The 15193-nt window shown below is 70.2% G+C and carries 17 protein-coding genes, 1 pseudogene and 1 riboswitch; of the genes and pseudogenes, 9 read left to right on the top strand and 9 right to left on the bottom strand.

Features of this window, described 5'->3' with window-relative positions:
* Nucleotides 1–34: 34 nt before the first annotated feature.
* The gene (locus tag AB0305_RS12930; RefSeq protein ID WP_364132998.1) at nt 35–1036 is read right to left on the bottom strand and encodes an SDR family NAD(P)-dependent oxidoreductase; all 1002 of its coding nucleotides are present in this window, start codon (nt 1034–1036) and stop codon (nt 35–37) included.
* 11 nt (nt 1037–1047) lie between these two features.
* On the bottom strand, nt 1048–2265 hold the full coding sequence (gene moeB / locus AB0305_RS12925) for a molybdopterin-synthase adenylyltransferase MoeB (protein WP_364133001.1): 1218 nt from the start codon (nt 2263–2265) through the stop codon (nt 1048–1050).
* Nucleotides 2266–2347: 82 nt separating this feature from the next.
* Here moeB and AB0305_RS12920 point away from each other — a divergent pair, with 82 nt between their 5' ends.
* From AB0305_RS12920 to AB0305_RS12910, 3 genes are all read left to right on the top strand, one after another.
* The gene (locus tag AB0305_RS12920) at nt 2348–3013 is read left to right on the top strand and encodes a TetR/AcrR family transcriptional regulator (RefSeq protein WP_290255737.1); all 666 of its coding nucleotides are present in this window, start codon (nt 2348–2350) and stop codon (nt 3011–3013) included.
* Between the two features lie 63 nt (nt 3014–3076).
* The gene (locus AB0305_RS12915) at nt 3077–3301 is read left to right on the top strand and encodes a DUF3107 domain-containing protein (protein WP_290255738.1); all 225 of its coding nucleotides are present in this window, start codon (nt 3077–3079) and stop codon (nt 3299–3301) included.
* A gap of 8 nt (nt 3302–3309) precedes the next feature.
* Nucleotides 3310–3612 carry a hypothetical protein gene (locus AB0305_RS12910; protein WP_364133005.1) on the top strand — a complete coding sequence of 101 codons (303 nt, stop codon included), beginning with the start codon at nt 3310–3312 and terminating at the stop codon, nt 3610–3612.
* A 4-nt stretch (nt 3613–3616) separates the two neighbouring features.
* Here AB0305_RS12910 and AB0305_RS12905 read toward each other — a convergent pair whose 3' ends face one another.
* From AB0305_RS12905 to thiO, 4 genes are all read right to left on the bottom strand, one after another.
* Nucleotides 3617–3979 carry a VOC family protein gene (locus AB0305_RS12905; RefSeq protein WP_364133008.1) on the bottom strand — a complete coding sequence of 121 codons (363 nt, stop codon included), beginning with the start codon at nt 3977–3979 and terminating at the stop codon, nt 3617–3619.
* 55 nt (nt 3980–4034) lie between these two features.
* Nucleotides 4035–4856 carry a thiazole synthase gene (locus AB0305_RS12900; protein ID WP_364133010.1) on the bottom strand — a complete coding sequence of 274 codons (822 nt, stop codon included), beginning with the start codon at nt 4854–4856 and terminating at the stop codon, nt 4035–4037.
* Between the two features lie 5 nt (nt 4857–4861).
* A complete protein-coding gene (gene thiS / locus AB0305_RS12895; protein ID WP_290255751.1) occupies nt 4862–5098 on the bottom strand; it encodes a sulfur carrier protein ThiS in 237 nt (78 codons plus the stop codon).
* Entirely contained in the window at nt 5095–6408 is a 1314-nt protein-coding gene (gene thiO, locus AB0305_RS12890; RefSeq protein WP_364133013.1) for a glycine oxidase ThiO, read from the bottom strand. The genes thiS and thiO overlap by 4 nt, the downstream gene beginning before the upstream one ends.
* A riboswitch (TPP riboswitch) is annotated at nt 6399–6516 on the bottom strand. It overlaps the preceding gene by 10 nt.
* Nucleotides 6517–6542: 26 nt before the next feature.
* Between thiO and thiE the strand changes: the two genes are divergently transcribed.
* Complete coding sequence (thiE, locus tag AB0305_RS12885; protein WP_364133016.1) at nt 6543–7235, top strand: thiamine phosphate synthase; 693 nt, start codon at nt 6543–6545, stop codon at nt 7233–7235.
* 55 nt (nt 7236–7290) lie between these two features.
* On the opposite strand, the gene AB0305_RS12880 is transcribed toward thiE, so the two are convergent.
* Nucleotides 7291–7989 (bottom strand): ferritin-like fold-containing protein, encoded by a 699-nt coding sequence (locus AB0305_RS12880; protein WP_364133019.1) that lies wholly within the window; start codon nt 7987–7989, stop codon nt 7291–7293.
* 41 nt (nt 7990–8030) lie between these two features.
* On the opposite strand from AB0305_RS12880, the gene AB0305_RS12875 reads away from it, so the two are divergent.
* The 3 genes from AB0305_RS12875 to AB0305_RS12865 all read left to right on the top strand — a co-directional run bounded on the left by AB0305_RS12875 (nt 8031) and on the right by AB0305_RS12865 (nt 12505).
* Nucleotides 8031–9533 carry an RNB domain-containing ribonuclease gene (locus AB0305_RS12875; protein WP_364133022.1) on the top strand — a complete coding sequence of 501 codons (1503 nt, stop codon included), beginning with the start codon at nt 8031–8033 and terminating at the stop codon, nt 9531–9533.
* 285 nt (nt 9534–9818) lie between these two features.
* Nucleotides 9819–11615, top strand: a complete 1797-nt coding sequence (locus AB0305_RS12870) for a DEAD/DEAH box helicase (protein ID WP_364133025.1) — start codon at nt 9819–9821, stop codon at nt 11613–11615.
* 8 nt (nt 11616–11623) lie between these two features.
* Nucleotides 11624–12505 (top strand): site-specific DNA-methyltransferase, encoded by an 882-nt coding sequence (locus AB0305_RS12865; RefSeq protein ID WP_364133028.1) that lies wholly within the window; start codon nt 11624–11626, stop codon nt 12503–12505.
* Nucleotides 12506–12535: 30 nt separating this feature from the next.
* On the opposite strand, the gene AB0305_RS12860 is transcribed toward AB0305_RS12865, so the two are convergent.
* Complete coding sequence (locus tag AB0305_RS12860) at nt 12536–13144, bottom strand: MarC family protein (RefSeq protein ID WP_364134621.1); 609 nt, start codon at nt 13142–13144, stop codon at nt 12536–12538.
* Between the two features lie 8 nt (nt 13145–13152).
* A complete protein-coding gene (locus AB0305_RS12855; protein WP_364133030.1) occupies nt 13153–13998 on the bottom strand; it encodes a PHP domain-containing protein in 846 nt (281 codons plus the stop codon).
* A gap of 84 nt (nt 13999–14082) precedes the next feature.
* Here AB0305_RS12855 and AB0305_RS12850 point away from each other — a divergent pair.
* Together AB0305_RS12850 and AB0305_RS12845 are read left to right on the top strand one after the other, a co-directional pair.
* Nucleotides 14083–15099: pseudogene (locus AB0305_RS12850) on the top strand (aminopeptidase P family protein); the annotation flags it as partial.
* On the top strand, nt 15098–15193 hold a 96-nt coding region (locus AB0305_RS12845), incomplete at its 3' end, for a leucine-rich repeat domain-containing protein (RefSeq protein WP_366173120.1). The pseudogene AB0305_RS12850 and the gene AB0305_RS12845, both read left to right, overlap by 2 nt.

Below are 15193 nucleotides of genomic sequence, written 5' to 3'. Positions count from 1 at the left end.
TGTTTCTCCCCCCCGGCCCTCCCGCAGCCGCTGACTACGCGAACGCGTTGATGCCGGTCAGTTCCGCCGACTTCTGCCACAGCCTTTCCGCCGCCTCCCGGTCGATCGCGTGGGCGTCAACGCCGCGGACCCTGGCCTCCGGGGAGCCCGGCACGGTGCGCTCCGCGATGTCGCAGTCCTCGCAGTAGACCCCGCCCATTCCCGCCAGCCGCGGTGAGGTGGCGGCCCAGACCGAGGTGGCCGTGCCCTGCTCCGGGGTCTTGAAGCGTTCGTTGACGTTCCCGGCCTCGTCCATCCAGCCGGAGGCGATCATTTCCTCGCGGGGCAGGTGGCGTTGCAGTTCGGTCATGATGCCGCCGGGGTGGACGGCGAAGGCACGCACTCCGGAGGACTTGCCCAGGGCGTCGAGTTCGACGGCGAAGAGCGCGTTGGCCGTCTTGGCCTGGCCGTAGGCCTGCCATTTGTCGTAGCCGGAGTCGAAGTTCAGGTCCTCGAACCGGACCGGCGAGAGCTTGTGGCCGGTGGAGGACAACGCAACCACCCGGGCCCCGTCCCCGGCGGACAGGGCGGGCCACAGCAGGTTGGCCAGGGCGTAGTGGCCCAGGTGGTTGGTGGCGAACTGTGCTTCCCGGCCGGGCCCGACGAGGGTCTCCGGGCTGGCCATGATGGCCGCGTTGTTGATCAGGATGTCCAGGCTGCCGGCCTCTCCAAGGAAGCCGGAGGCGAGGAGGTCCGCAGCGAAGCTCCTGACGCTGTCCAGGTCGGAGAGGTCCAGGGCGGCGACGGCCACGCCGTCGAGGCCGGCCTGGTCCAGCACCTCGCGGGCGTGTTCTGGCCGGCGGGCCGGGACCATGACCTTGGCGCCGGCGGAGGCCAGCGCCCGGACCGTTTCAAGGCCCAGCCCGGAATAGCCTCCGGTGACGACGGCGGTCTTGCCGTGCAGGTCGATTCCCGCGACCGCTTCGGCCGCCGTCGTGCGGGGCCCGAATCCGGAGCCGAGGGGGTGCTGCGGGGTGGTGCCGTTGTCCGTGACCATGGAGCTGCCTTTCAGTAGACGGGTTTGCCGGGCTCGACGTCCCGGACCCAGGCGAGGATGCCGCCCTCGAGGTGGCTGACGCGCTCGTAGCCTGCGGCCCGGGCGGCGGCCAGGACGGCCGCGGACCGGGTGCCGGCCTTGCAGTGGAACACGATGTCCGTGTTCTGCGGCAGCTCGGCCCACGCCTCGCCGGCGAGGATCCGGCCCTGCGGGATGAGCCGGGCGCCCTCAATCCGGACGATGTCGTACTCGCCGCTCTCCCGGACGTCCACCAGTTCGAACTGCCGCAGGCCCGCGTTGCGGGAGGCGAGCATGGTGGCCAGCTGGGTGGCGGTGATGGTGTGCCCGGTGTCCGTGCCGGCGTCGGCGGCGGGGGTGATCCCGCAGAACGCCTCGTAGTCGGTCAGTTCGGTGACCCTGGGCGCGTCCGGGTCGCGGGAGACCTTGATTTCGCGCCAGCTGCCGCCCAGGGCGTCGAAGAGCGCCACCCGTCCCAGCAAGGAACGGCCGACGCCGGTGATGAGTTTGACCGCCTCGGAAACCATCAGGGAGCCGACGGCGGCACACAGCATGCCGAAGACCCCGCCCTCGCCACAGGAAGGGACGGACCCGGCCGGCGGCGCCTCGGGATACAGGTCGCGGTAGGTGGGGCCGTGCTGCTCCCAGAACACGCTGACCTGCCCGTCGAAGCGGAAGATCGACCCCCAGACGTAGGGCTTGCCCAGGATGGCGGCCGCATCGTTGACCAGGTAGCGGGTGGCGAAGTTGTCCGCCCCGTCGATGATCAGGTCATAGCCGGCGAACAGTTCCAGGGCGTTGGACGCGTCGAGCCGGACGTTGTGCAGGCGGACGTCAACGAGGGGGTTCAGGGCGGCGATTGCGTCCCGCGCCGACTCGGTCTTGGGCCGGCCGACGTCGGCGACGCTGTGGATCACCTGGCGCTGCAGGTTGCTCAGGTCGACGTCGTCGTCGTCGATGATCCCGAGCGTTCCGACGCCGGCGGCCGCCAGGTACAGCAGCGTGGGTGAGCCGAGCCCGCCGGCGCCAATCACCAGGACCTTGGCGTTCTTCAGGCGGCGTTGGCCCAGGGATCCGATCTCGGGAATGATGAGGTGGCGGGAATACCGTTCCACCTCCGCCGCGGTGAGGTCGGCGGCCGGTTCCACCAGCGGGCCGGGAGCCTGGCCGGCCGCGGCGGAAGTACTGTTCTCGGTCAACTTCGAAGCCATACTTCAATCTATGCCCGAAGTTGCCGCCAGTCATATTACCCCCGCGTATTGTGGAACCAACAGCGAGGAAAGAAGGCCCAGAGTGGTTCATCAGGCACCGGTTGATCGGGGACAGACCGGAAAGCCGGCGGCGCAGCCGCGCACCGGTGGGCAGCGTTCCGCCCGCCTGCCCCGCGATGAACGCCGGGCCCAGCTGCTGGCCGCCGCGCAGGAGGTCTTCGTCGCGAACGGCTACCACGGTGCCGCCATGGATGAGATCGCCGAGACCGCCCACGTGAGCAAGCCGGTCCTCTACCAGCACTTCCCGTCCAAGCGTGAGCTTTACTTGGCGCTGCTGGACAGCCACCTCTCCACCCTCACCGCGCTGCTGCTGGGGGCCTTGAACTCCACGACCGACAACGACGAACGCGTCCAAGCGGTCATGCGGGCCTACTTCCGGTTCATCGCCCACGACGACCAGGCGCACCGGCTGGTGTTCGAGTCCGACCTGGTGAACGACGCCGACGTCGCCCGCCGGCTTGAGACTTTCAACAAGACGTTCGCCGACGCGATCGCCAAGGTCATCGCTGAGGACACCAAACTCCCGCTGCTGGAGGCCCAGCTGCTGGGCCGCGGCCTGTCCGGCATGGCCCAGGTCAGCGCCCGGTACTGGCTGGAAACGGACGGCAACCTGGACCTCGATGTGGCCAGCGACCTGATCTACCGTTTAGCTTGGCGCGGAATCAGCCGCTTCCCGAAAGAGTCCTAGACTACAAATAGAAAACCCCCTTTAGGGGAACGTGAACACTTTGATTGGCTGGGAGGCCTTGCTGTGGAAGTAAAGATCGGCATTCAGAACATCGGCCGCGAAATCGCCCTGGAGTCCGGCCAGGACGCCGACGCCGTGGCGGCGCTGGTCAGCGAGGCCATCGCCAAGGGCACCGAGCTGCGCCTCACCGATGAGAAGGGCCGCCAGGTAATCGTGCCGGCCGGCGTCCTCGGCTATGTTGAGATCGGCGCCGAAGAGGTCCGCCGCGTCGGCTTCGGCGCCCTCTAGGACCCGCTGTGCTCTCCCTCATCGTGGTGGCGATGGTGGCCGTTGCCGCCGGCTTCGTCGTCTGGGCCAATGGCAAGCGGCATGCCAAGTACGGCATCGCCGTACCCGCCGGTGTCGCCCTCACGGTGGGGATGCTCAGCTGGATCATCTTCCAGGCCGCGGGCCTCGGCTATCAGCCGGGCCTGACCTGGATCCCGTGGATCCTGCCGCTGCTGCTCGCCGCGGCCGCCGCGGTTGCCGCCGTCGTGCTCCTGGGCCGGTCCCGCACCGCCCAGGACACGGAGCGGCTGAACGCCATCCTGCGCTCCTAGCCCCCTACAGCGCCTGCTGCAGCACCCAGCGGTTGCCGTCCGGATCGCTGAGGTGGGCGAATAGGACGCCGCCCATGTCCTCGATTTCGCTGACCTCCGCCCCGCGGCCCACCAACTCCGCGCGCGTCGCGGCCAGGTCCGGGGTCACCAGTTGCAGCCCCTCGAGGCTGCCGGGCTTCATCCCGGTCATTCCCGTCCCGATCACAATTGACGCCGCGGAGCCGGGAGGCGTCAGCTGGACCACCCGCATCCCCGGGATGTGTTCGACGTCGTGGTCCAGCACGAACCCCAGTCGCTCGGAATAGAACTCCTTGGCCGCGTCGACGTCGGCCACCGGAACCTGGATCACTTCTAGGCGCATCTTCATGCGCCTAGGCTACCCCGCTCCCCCGGCGGGTAGCCGCGGTCCCTGGCCGCGGTCCCTAGAGGAACTCGGCGCGGCCTTCCATGCCGGAGGACGCCAGCGCGTGCTCGCGGCGCGGGATGCGGCCGGCCAGCCGGGCCAGGCGGCCCGCGGCGACGGCGTGTTTGAACGCCTCTCCCATCAGCACCGGGTTCTGTGCCCTGGTCACCGCGGTGGCCAGCAGCACGGCATCGCAGCCCAGCTCCATGGCCAGCGCCGCATCCGAGGCCGTGCCGATGCCGGCGTCGAGGACCACGGGTACCGAGGCCCGGGAGACGATCAGTTCGATGTTGTGCGGGTTCAGGATGCCCAGGCCGGTGCCGATCGGCGCGCCCAGCGGCATGACGGCCGTGGCACCGAGGTGCTCCAGGCGCAGCGCCAGGACCGGATCGTCGTTCGTGTAGGCGAAGACCTTGAACCCGCGCGCCACCAGCTGTTCGGTGGCGTCGGCCAGTTCCAGGGCGTCCGGAAGCAGCGTCTGTTCGTCGGCGATCACTTCGAGCTTCACCCAGTCCGTCTCCAGCGCCTCGCGGGCCAGTTCGGCGGTGAGCACCGCGTCGCGGGCGGTGAAGCATCCTGCGGTGTTGGGCAGCACCCGGATGTTGCGGTCGGCCAGCAGTTGGAACAGCGATCCGCTCTCGGCCGGGGAGTAGCGGCGCATCGCCACGGTGGTCAGTTCCGTGCCGGACGCTTCCAGTGCGGCGCCGAGGCCGTCGAGGCTGGGTGCGCCGCCGGTGCCCATGATGAGCCGGGAGCCCAGCTCCACGCCGTCGAAGGTCACCGGGTCGCGGTGCGCCGTGGCCTTCACGGCGGGCTCCTGCGCGGTGTCTGCTTCCTTCATGCCGTTCATCCTCCCTGTACCGCGGTGACGAGTTCGACGTCGTCGCCCTCGATGAGTTCTGTTGCGTGCCACCGGCTGCGGGGCACGACCTCGGCGTTGCGCGCGACGGCGACGCCGAGTTTGCGTCCGTCCGTGGCCTGGCCGTTGTCCGCCAGGGGCCGGCCGGTGACGCCGCTGACGAGGGCGCCGACCGTGGCGTTGTCCGGGAGCGCGTGCGGCTTCCCGTTGAGGGTGATGTTCATGCGGTTGTCCTGTGGGTCGCGGGGTGGAGAGCATTGGTAGGGCTGTGCGCCTGGCTGGTCGACTGGCTGTGCTCAGCGTCCGTGTGCGGGCGGTCGAAGCGGTCCGGGAGGAACCCGTCCCACCGCGGGTCCGGGGTGCCGTCCAGCAGCTCCCGGCAGATGGCCGCGGCGGCCGGGGTCAGCAGCACCCCGTGCCGGAAGAAGCCGGTGGCGATCACCAGGCCCGGGACGTGGCCGCCGCCGGCGGCACGGACCCGTCCCAGCAGCGGGGCGTTGTCCGGGGTGCCGGGGCGGGCCCTGGCCGTGGCCTCGTCGAGTTCCAGCTCGGCGACGGCCGGGACCAGCTGCTGGGCGTCGCGCAGCAGCTGGTAGACCCCGCCGGCGGAGACGGCCCGGTCCCGGGCCTGGTCCTCGCGCTGGGTGGCGCCCACCACCACGGTGCCGTCCCCGCGCGGAACAATGTAGACCGGGACGCCCCGGACCAGTCCGCGCACGGTGGAGCTCAGCAATGGACGCAGCCGTTCGGGCACCCGGAGCCGGAGGATGTCGCCGTGGACCGGCCGCAGCGGCAGGGTGAGCCCGGCCGGGAGGTCCTGCAGGGCGGCGGCGCCCAGGCCGTTGGCCACGATGGTCTCGACCGACCGGATCTCCCCTCCCCCGCTGAGCCGCACGCCGGCGACCCGGCCGTCCGCCTGGATTAGGCCCTCGGCCCGTTGCGGGACGGCCCGGAACCCGGTGTCGGCGGCCAGCAGCGCCGTGATCCGGGTGATCAGGCGGCGCGGGTCCACCTGATGGTCGGCGGGGATCTCGAAGGCGCAGGAGATCGCCGGGCTGAGCAACGGTTCGCGGCGGCGGGCCTCCCGCACGGTGAGGGGTCCGACGGACAGGCCGGAGGCCAGTTGGAGGGCGCGCAGGTCCGCGAGCGCCTGGCGGTCCGCGGCGTCGGCGCCCACGGCGAGGGTCGGCGTCGTGAGATAGCCGGTGCCGGCGCCTTCGTCGCCCCCGTCGGCGAGGCTGCCGGCGAAGGCGGGCCAGAGCCGGGAGGACTCCAGCATCAGGGGCAGGAGGCCCTCCTCCTGGTAGTGGAGTTCGCTGACGGGGGCTAGCATGCCGGCGGCGGCCCAGCTGGCGCCGTCCCCGGGGGCGTCGTCGACCAGCGCCACGGTGCGTCCGGAGCGCCGGAGTTCCCAGGCGATGCCGTAGCCGATCACGCCCCCGCCAATCACGGCGACGTCGACGGCGCCGTGGCGGCCGTCAGGCGGGGCCCCGGGGCCGTGCGGCCGGGCCTTAGGGCTGGGGGTGGTGTTCATGGGTTCCTTCCCTACGCCGGTACTAGCCGGATCAGGTCAAGCGGTCGGCTCTGACGCCCTCTCAGCCCTGCGCCGTCACCGGCCTGCGGGGCTCCCGCGGTATGCGCCCAGTTTAGAGGAACTACGCTTGGGGCATGAGCCAGGATGTCCACAGCACCGCCCGTTTGTACCTCTGCACCGATGCCCGCAAGGACCGCGGAGACTTTGAAGCCTTTGTCGATGCCGCGTTTACCGGGGGCGTGGACATCATCCAGCTCCGGGACAAGACCATCGAAGCCGCGGAGGAACTGGAGTTGCTGGAGGTCCTGCACACGGTCGCGGCGCGCCACGGCCGGCTCTGGGCCGTCAACGACCGCGCGGACCTGGCCTCGCTGGCCGGCGCGCCGGTGTTCCATATCGGGCAGAAGGACATTCCGTTCGGAGCGGCCCGGGACTTCCTCGGCAAGGACACCGTGATCGGCCTGTCCACTCACACCCCGGAGCAGGTCGACGCCGCCATCGCCGCCGCGCCGGGCCGGAGCGGGCTGGACTACTTCTGCGTGGGCCCGGTCTGGGCGACACCCACCAAGCCCGGCCGGGCCGCCGTCGGCCTGGACCTGGTCCGCTACGCCGCCGACGCGATCGAGCACGCCGAGGCCGCGGGCGACGGCGGCAAGGTGGCCGGCGTCGTGCCGTGGTTCGCGATCGGCGGCATCGACCTGACAAATGTGGAGCAGGTCCTCGACGCCGGGGCCCGGCGGATCGTGGTGGTCCGGGCGATCACCGAGGCGGAGGACCCCGCCGCTGCGGCGCAGGCCCTGCTCGCCGCCCTCGACGCCCGGGCTTAGTCGCGGCCGTGCCTAAGCGCGGCCGGTCGCCTCGGCCTCACCGGCCGCAGGCCCTCTACCCCGCCAGGCCCAGCAGGGTCATCCGGCGTGAGTGCGCCGTGGCCAGCGAAGTCAGCAGCGCCCGGACCGGATCCGTGCCCGCAGGGACGCCGTTGCCCGTTGCCCCGTTGCCCGCTGCTTCCGAACCCTGGACGGCCAGGAAGGCGTGGTCGGCCGCGACCCGCTGCGCCTGGGTCAGCGCCTCGCCGAGAAGCCGCCGTGCCCACAGCGCCAGCCGGGAGGCCAGCCGGGGATCGTCGGCCAGGGCCTGCTTGAGCCGTTCACGCAGCACCCCGGTGGCCTCTTCGGAGGCCTGGACCTGCTCCACGAGTTCCGCGGTGGCGGGATCCAGCCGCGGAATCAGGGAACGGTAGAAGTCGGCGGAGACGGTGTCGATGACGTAAGCCTTCATCAGCGACTCGAACCAGTCGGCCGGCCGCGTCCGCTCATGGAAGTGGTCAACCGAGCGCTGGAACGGCACCATGGCGCCCTCCACGTCCTCACCCACGGCTTGCAGCCGGGCGCACACCAGTTCGTAGTGCTCGAACTCCCGCACCGCCAGCCGGCCCAGCACTGCCCGGTCCCGGAGGGTGGGCGCGTAGCGGGCGTCGGAGGAGAGCCGTTCAAAGGCGGAGAGTTCGCTGTAGGCCATCACGCCGAGCAGGTCCGTGAGAAAGCGGTGATCGCGGGCGGAATCCGGCGTCGGAGTGCTCATCGTTCAAGACTAGCGGCGGATTTCGGGCTACCCTGACTTTCGTGTCTCACCATCGCCTGACGCCGAGCGTCCGCCAGCAGCAAAACCAGCTCGCCGGGGCGCTGAAGGCCCTGCGAACAGTACTGGAACTGCCTGGGCCGTTCCCCGAGGAGGCGCTGCGCGACGCCGAGGCGGCGGTGGCCGGGCACGAACTTCCCGGCCTGGACCTGACCCACGTGGAGTTCGTGACGATCGACCCGGCGTCGTCCACGGACCTGGACCAGGCCCTGTTCATTGACCGCTCCGGCGACGGATACAAGGTCTTCTACGCGATCGCCGATGTCCCGTCCTTCGTGGCCCCCGGCGGCCCGCTCGACGCCGAGACGCGCCGCCGCGGGCAGACCTTCTACACGCCCGAGGGCCGCATCCCGCTCCACCCCGAGGTCATCAGCGAGGCCGCCGGCAGCCTCTTGGCCGGCCAGCTCTGCGCGGCCTTCGTCTGGGAGTTCGAGCTCGACGCCGCCGCCGAGGTGTCCTCGGTCCTGGTGCGCCGCGCCCGGGTCATCAGCCGCGCCAAGCTCAGTTACGCCGGGGTGCAGGCGGACCTCGACGCCGGCACGGCCGCCCCCGTTCTGGAACTGCTGAAAGAGGTCGGCGGCAAGCGGGTGGAGCTCGAGCGGCAGCGCGGCGGAGCGAGCCTGAACATGCCGGACCAGGAAATCGAACAGCTCCCCGACGGCGGCTACCGGATCGTCGCGGCTCCCCCGCTGCCGGTGGAGGACTGGAACGCGCAGATCTCGCTGATGACCGGGATGGCCGCCGCGGGCCTGATGCTCGAGGGCAAGGTGGGCATCCTGCGGACCATGCCCGCGCCGGACGAACGCTCCCTGCGCCACTTCCGCCGGCAGACCGGAGCGCTCGGCAAGCCGTGGGACGGGCAGACCAGCTACGGGGAATACCTGCGCACCCTGGACCCCACGGACCCCAAGCAGCTGGCCATCCTGCACTCGGCCGGGATGCTGTTCCGCGGCGCGGGGTACACCCCGTTCGATGGCAGCGTCCCGGACGACGCCATCCAATCCGCCATCGGCGCGTCCTACGCGCACTCCACCGCCCCGCTGCGGCGGCTGATCGACCGGTTCGTCCTGGTCATCTGCGAGGCGCTCTCGAACGGCGCCGAAGTTCCCGCCTGGGCCCGGGAGGCGCTGCCGTCCCTGCCCGCGATCATGGCCGCCTCGGACCAGCTCGCCGGGAAGCTGGAGCGGATGTCGCTGGACACGGTCGAGGCGGCGCTGCTGGTCAACCACGTCGGCCAGGAGTTCGACGCCGTCGTCATCTCCGGGTCGAAGCCCGCCAACGGTAACGGCGCGGGGGCCGGCAACGGCAACGGGAATGGGACAAAAGCGAACGGAAACGGCAACGGTCCGTCCGGAATCGTGCAGATCGCGGAGCCGGCCGTGACCGCCCGATGCCCGGGTGAGATGGAGTCGGGCAGCCTGGTCCGGGTACGCGTCGTCTCGGCTGACATCGCCGCCCGCGAGGTGCGGCTGGAGCTCGCGGGCTGAGGCCGCACCGCGCCGCAACGGCCGCGCCGTCGGGGACGCAGGGGCCGAACGGCTAGACTGGAAGGGTAGTAATGGATGCCCGGTCGTTGATTTCCTCGTAATTTCGAATCAACAAGCCCGCCCCTACGCGATCTTGAGACACACCCGCTGGTCCCAGTGCCAGCATCTAGATAGCCCGCGATCGGCTCCACTGGACTTGCTTGCGCCTACCGAGCGTGCTCCGGAACGGCCCTCCGCCGCCCCGTCGAGCAGGCAGCGCAACCCAAATGAATAAGGAAACTCCCCGTGAGTGAATTGCACACGCATCAGCTTCTGACCGACGAATCCGGCACGGAATCGATCGAACCGGAAGAAACCATCAGCTCCGACGAGGCGCCCCACGCCCTTCCGGAAAAGACGTTCGCCGACTTCAACGTCCGCGCCGACATCGTCGAATCCCTGGCGGACGCCGGGATCACACACCCGTTCCCCATCCAGGCCATGACCCTGCCGGTGGCCCTGGGCGGCCACGACATCATCGGCCAGGCCAAGACCGGCACCGGCAAGACCCTCGGCTTCGGCATCCCCGCGCTGCAGCGGGTCATCGGCCGCGACGACGCAGGCTACGACGCCCTCCCGACACCGGGTGCCCCGCAGGCCCTCGTGATCGTCCCCACCCGCGAGCTCGCCGTCCAGGTCGCCAACGACCTGCAGAACGCCGCCCGCAAGCGCAACGCCCGGATCGCCACCATCTACGGCGGCCGCGCGTACGAGCCGCAGGTCGATGCGTTGCAGAAGGGCGTGGAAGTTGTCGTCGGCACCCCCGGCCGCCTGATCGACCTGTTCAAGCAGAAGCACCTGGTGCTCAAGAACGTGAAGATGGTCATCCTCGACGAGGCCGACGAGATGCTGGACCTGGGCTTCCTGCCCGACGTCGAGACGCTGATCGCCGCCACCCCGGCCGTGCGCCAGACCCTGCTGTTCTCCGCCACCATGCCCGGCCCGGTCATCGCCATGGCCCGCCGCTACATGAGCCAGCCCACCCACATCCGCGCCGCGGACCCCGAGGACGAGGGCCTGACCAAGCGGGACATCCGCCAGCTGATCTACCGCGCCCACAGCATGGACAAGGTCGAGGTGGTGGCCCGGATCCTGCAGGCCCGCGGCCGCGGCCGGACCATCATCTTCACCAAGACCAAGCGCACCGCCGCAAAGGTCGCGGAGGAACTCGTGGACCGCGGGTTCGCGGCCGCCGCCATCCACGGTGACCTCGGCCAGGGCGCCCGCGAACAGGCGCTGCGCGCCTTCCGCAACAACAAGGTGGATGTCCTTGTCGCCACCGACGTCGCCGCCCGCGGCATCGACGTCGACGACGTCACGCACGTGATCAACTACCAGTGCGTCGAGGACGAGAAGATTTACCTGCACCGCGTGGGCCGCACCGGTCGCGCCGGCAACAAGGGCACCGCCGTGACCTTCGTGGACTGGGACGACATGCCGCGCTGGGGCCTGATCAACAAGGCCCTCGGCCTGAGCGTTCCGGAACCCATCGAGACCTACTCCTCCTCCCCGCACCTGTTTGAGGATCTGGATATCCCCGAGGGAACCAAGGGCCGCCTGCCGCGCGACAAGCGCGTCCTGGCCGGCGTGGACGCCGAGGAACTCGAGGACTTGGGCGAGACCGGCAAGAAGAACCCACGCAGCAGCTCACGCGCCACCGGCAGTGACGGCGCCCGCACCGGCTCCCGCGACGGCGGCCGCCCGGGCTCCCGTGAGGGCGGACGCTCCGGCGGCCGCGAGGGTTCGCGGGCCGGTTCGTCCGAAGGCGGCCGCGAGGGCGGACGTTCCGGCTCCCGCTCCGGTTCGCGCGAAGGCTCCCGCGAGGGCACCCGCGAAGGCTCGCGCCGTCGTCGGACCGCCCCCGAGCAGGAGACGGCCGCAGCGCCCGTGGAGGCCACCGGCCGCGCCGCCGCCGCGACGTCCGCCACCGAGGTTGACCGGGCCACCCGTGCCCGCCGCCGCACCCGGACCCGCCGCCACAACGGCGAAGTGGTTTCCGGGGAGGCCCAGGGCGGTACCGCGACGCGCAGCGCCGAGGCCTAATCCCCACCATGCCTGACTCCGTCTGGGCGCCGGACGGCAGCAACCTGGTGGTACACGCGGACAACGCGGAGTTCCTCCAGACGCTGCCGGACGGCGCCTTCACCCTCATCTACGTGGACCCGCCCTTCAACACCGGCCGGGTCCAGAAGCGCCAGGAAACGAAGATGGTGCTCAACGCCGACGGCGTGGGCGACCGGGTGGGTTTCAAGGGCCGCTCCTACGACACGATCAAGGGCGCCCTGCACAGCTACGACGATGCCTTCAGCGACTACTGGTCCTTCCTGGAGCCGCGGCTGGTGGAGGCGTGGCGGCTGCTGGCGGATGACGGCACGCTCTACCTGCATCTGGATTACCGCGAGGTGCACTACGCCAAGGTGATGCTGGACGCGATTTTCGGCCGCGAGTGCTTCCTCAACGAGATCATCTGGGCCTACGACTACGGCGCCCGCGCGAAGTTCCGCTGGCCCACCAAGCACGACAACATCCTCGTGTACGTCAAGAACCCGGCGAAGTACCACTTCGACAGCGCCGAGGTGGACCGGGAGCCGTACATGGCGCCGGGCCTGGTCACGCCAGCCAAGCGGGAGCTCGGCAAGCTCCCCACCGACGTCTGGTGGCACACCATCGTCTCCCCCACCGGCCGGGAGAAGACCGGGTACCCGACGCAGAAGCCCGAGGGGCTGATCCGCCGCGTGGTGGCAGCCTCCAGCCGGCCCGGGGACTGGTGCCTGGACTTCTTTGCCGGGTCCGGGACGCTCGGCGCCGTGGCCTCCAAGCTCGGCCGCAAATTCGTCTGCGTGGACCAGAACCAGGCGGCCATCGACGTCATGGCCAAGCGCCTGTCCGGCGCCGCCGAGTTCACCGCCCACCCGGCCGCGCCGCCTGCCTGAGAACTCGGCCTGAGAACTCGGCCTGAAGAGCTACATCCAGCTCTTCACGAAGGAGTGCACGGCGTCGGCGATCATCTGCACGGCGATCGCCGAAAGCAGCAGGCCGGCAATCCGGGTGACCAGCTCGACGCCGTTCTCCCCCAGCGCCCGCTGCACCAGCCCGGCGAACCGCATCGCCAGGTACAGGGACGCCAGCGTCACGGCGATGCCCACCCCCACCGCAAGGTACTGCGGCACCGTCGACGAGCGCTGGACGAACACCATCACCGCGACGATCGCGCCCGGTCCGGCCATCAACGGCGTGCCCAGCGGGACGAACGCCACGTTCTTGTACTTCGCCGCGCTCTCCTCCCCGCCGGTGGACCCGGTCAGCAACTGCAGCGCGATAAGGACCAGCAGCAGGCCGCCGGCGCCCTGCAGCGCCGCCAGGGAAATGTGCATGTAGTTCAGGATGGACTGGCCGAAGATCGCGAAGGTGACAATCACGCCGGAGGCCACCACGAGCGCCTGCAGGGCCGAAAGGTTGCGTTCCTTCGCGTTCATCTGCGCCGTCAGGGACATGAAGATGGGCACCGTGCCCGGCGGGTCCATGATCACGAAGAGCGTCACGATCACCGAGGCCAGCAGCTGCAGGTCGATCCAGTCCATCAGCGCACCACCGCGGTGCCGCTGGCGAGTTCCTCGATGCGTGCCAGCACCTCCGGGGCAGTGGTGTTCTCACCCAGCAGGTTCGGCTTCCCGGCGCCGTGGTAGTCGGAGGAGCCGGTCACCAGCAGGTCGTGCTCGGTGGCCAGGCGGCGCAGGAAGGCCCGGCCCTGTTCGGGGTTGTCCCGGTGGTTGATCTCGAGGCCGGCCAGGCCGGCGTCGATCATCTCGCGGTAGGTGTGCTCGCCGACGATCCGGCCGCGGGAGGACGCCACCGGGTGGGCGAAGACGGGGACTCCGCCGGCGGCCCGGACGAGTTCGACGGCGGCTGCCGGATCCGGGGCGTAGTGCTGCACCCAGTAGCGGGACCGGGAGGTCAGGATCGTCTCGAAGGCCTCGCTCCGGTCCTCGACGACGCCGGCGGCCACGAGCGCGTCGGCGATGTGCGGGCGGCCCAGGGTGGCGCCGGGGGCTACGTGGTGGATCACGTCGTCCCAGCTGAGCGGGTAGTCCTCGGCCAGCAGGCTGACCATCCGTTCGGCCCGGGTGAAGCGGGCGTCCTTGGACTTGGTGATCTCCTCCAGCAGCCCGGGATGGGCGGGGTCGTGCAGGTAGCTGAGCAGGTGCACGCTGATGCCCTCGCGGGTCCGGCACGAGACCTCCATGCCCGGGACCAGGGCCACCCCCAGCTTCAAGGCCGCGGCAGAGGCCTCCGCCCAGCCGTCCGTGGTGTCGTGATCGGTCAGGGCCACCACATCGAGTCCGGCCCCCGCGGCGGCGGCGATCAGCTCCGCCGGCGGCTGGGTTCCATCGGAAACATTCGAGTGGGCATGCAGGTCTATCCTCACCTGCCCAGCCTAGTAGATCGGGGTGCCTCCGGGCCCCGGGCGGCCTGTTGGCCTAAGCCGCGCCGCTGGTGAGACGATGGGGACGTGAACGATGCAGATAACACCCAGATCTCCGCTTCCCAGCCCCTCGAAGAGCGCGTCAACAACCGCTCCCAGCGCCCCGCTTCCGAGGCCTTCAAGGCCTTCATGGCCAGCAACTGGGCGGCCGCCCCGGCAGAGCTGCCGGAACGGGACGCCGTCGCCGGCCACGCCGCCTCCCGCCGCAAGGCCATCTCCGAACAGTTCAAGGGTGAACGCCTGGTGATCCCGGCCGGCCCGCTGAAGGTCCGCTCCAACGACTGCGACTACCGCTTCCGCCCGCACTCGGGGTTCGCGCACCTGACCGGCCTCGGCCTGGACCACGAGCCCGACGCCGTCCTGATCCTGGAGCCCACGGATGAGGGCAAGGGCGACGACGGCGGCCACCACCACGCGACGCTGTACTTCCGTCCGCTGGCCGGCCGCGACACCGAACAGTTCTACGCCGACGCCCGCTCCGGTGAATTCTGGATCGGCGCCCGCCCGACCCTCGCCGAGTTCAAGGCCCGCCTGGGCCTGGCGACCGCCGACCTGGCCGAACTCGAACTGGCCATCACCAAGGACGTCGGGGCGCCCGAGATCGGCGGGATCTCCATCCGCCTCGTCCGCAAGGTCGACGAGAACATCGACGCCCTCGTGGACACCGCCCGCTACAACACCGCCAAGGACCCGGAAAACCTGGACCTCGGCGTGCTGGACGCCCTCGACGAGAAGCTCAGCGAGGCCCTCTCCGAACTCCGCCTGATCAAGGACGAGTGGGAAATCGAGCAGATGAAAATCGCCGTCGCCGCCACGGTGGAAGGTTTCACCGAGGTGGTCAAGGCCCTTCCGCGGGCACTCACCCACCACCGCGGCGAGCGCGTGGTCGAGGGCGCGTTCTTCGCCCGCGCCCGTGAAGAAGGCAACGAACTCGGCTACGACACCATCGCCGCGTCCGGCAACAACGCCACGGTGCTGCACTGGACCCGGAACACCGGCAAGGTCAACGCCGGCGAGCTGCTCCTGCTGGACGCCGGCGTCGATCTACGCACTGGCTAAGAACACCACGTTGCGGTCATTGCACATCGGCGGCAACCCAATTGGCGATGCTGGGGCCCACGTGTTGGCTGCCAACACT

The organism is Arthrobacter sp. NPDC080086 (genome assembly GCF_040702285.1).
The sequence above is the reverse complement of the archived record's forward strand: the minus strand, read 5'-3'. Positions and strand labels throughout refer to the sequence as shown.

Coding starts and splice junctions, on each gene's coding strand:
- AB0305_RS12880 (WP_364133019.1), bottom strand. CDS start 7,989: ATGAGCACTCCGACGCCGGATTCCGCCCGCGATCACCGCTTTCTCACG.
- thiS (WP_290255751.1), bottom strand. CDS start 5,098: ATGAACATCACCCTCAACGGGAAGCCGCACGCGCTCCCGGACAACGCC.
- thiE (WP_364133016.1), top strand. CDS start 6,543: ATGAGCCAGGATGTCCACAGCACCGCCCGTTTGTACCTCTGCACCGAT.
- thiO (WP_364133013.1), bottom strand. CDS start 6,408: ATGAACACCACCCCCAGCCCTAAGGCCCGGCCGCACGGCCCCGGGGCC.
- moeB (WP_364133001.1), bottom strand. CDS start 2,265: ATGGCTTCGAAGTTGACCGAGAACAGTACTTCCGCCGCGGCCGGCCAG.
- AB0305_RS12900 (WP_364133010.1), bottom strand. CDS start 4,856: ATGAAGGAAGCAGACACCGCGCAGGAGCCCGCCGTGAAGGCCACGGCG.
- AB0305_RS12930 (WP_364132998.1), bottom strand. CDS start 1,036: ATGGTCACGGACAACGGCACCACCCCGCAGCACCCCCTCGGCTCCGGA.
- AB0305_RS12865 (WP_364133028.1), top strand. CDS start 11,624: ATGCCTGACTCCGTCTGGGCGCCGGACGGCAGCAACCTGGTGGTACAC.
- AB0305_RS12905 (WP_364133008.1), bottom strand. CDS start 3,979: ATGAAGATGCGCCTAGAAGTGATCCAGGTTCCGGTGGCCGACGTCGAC.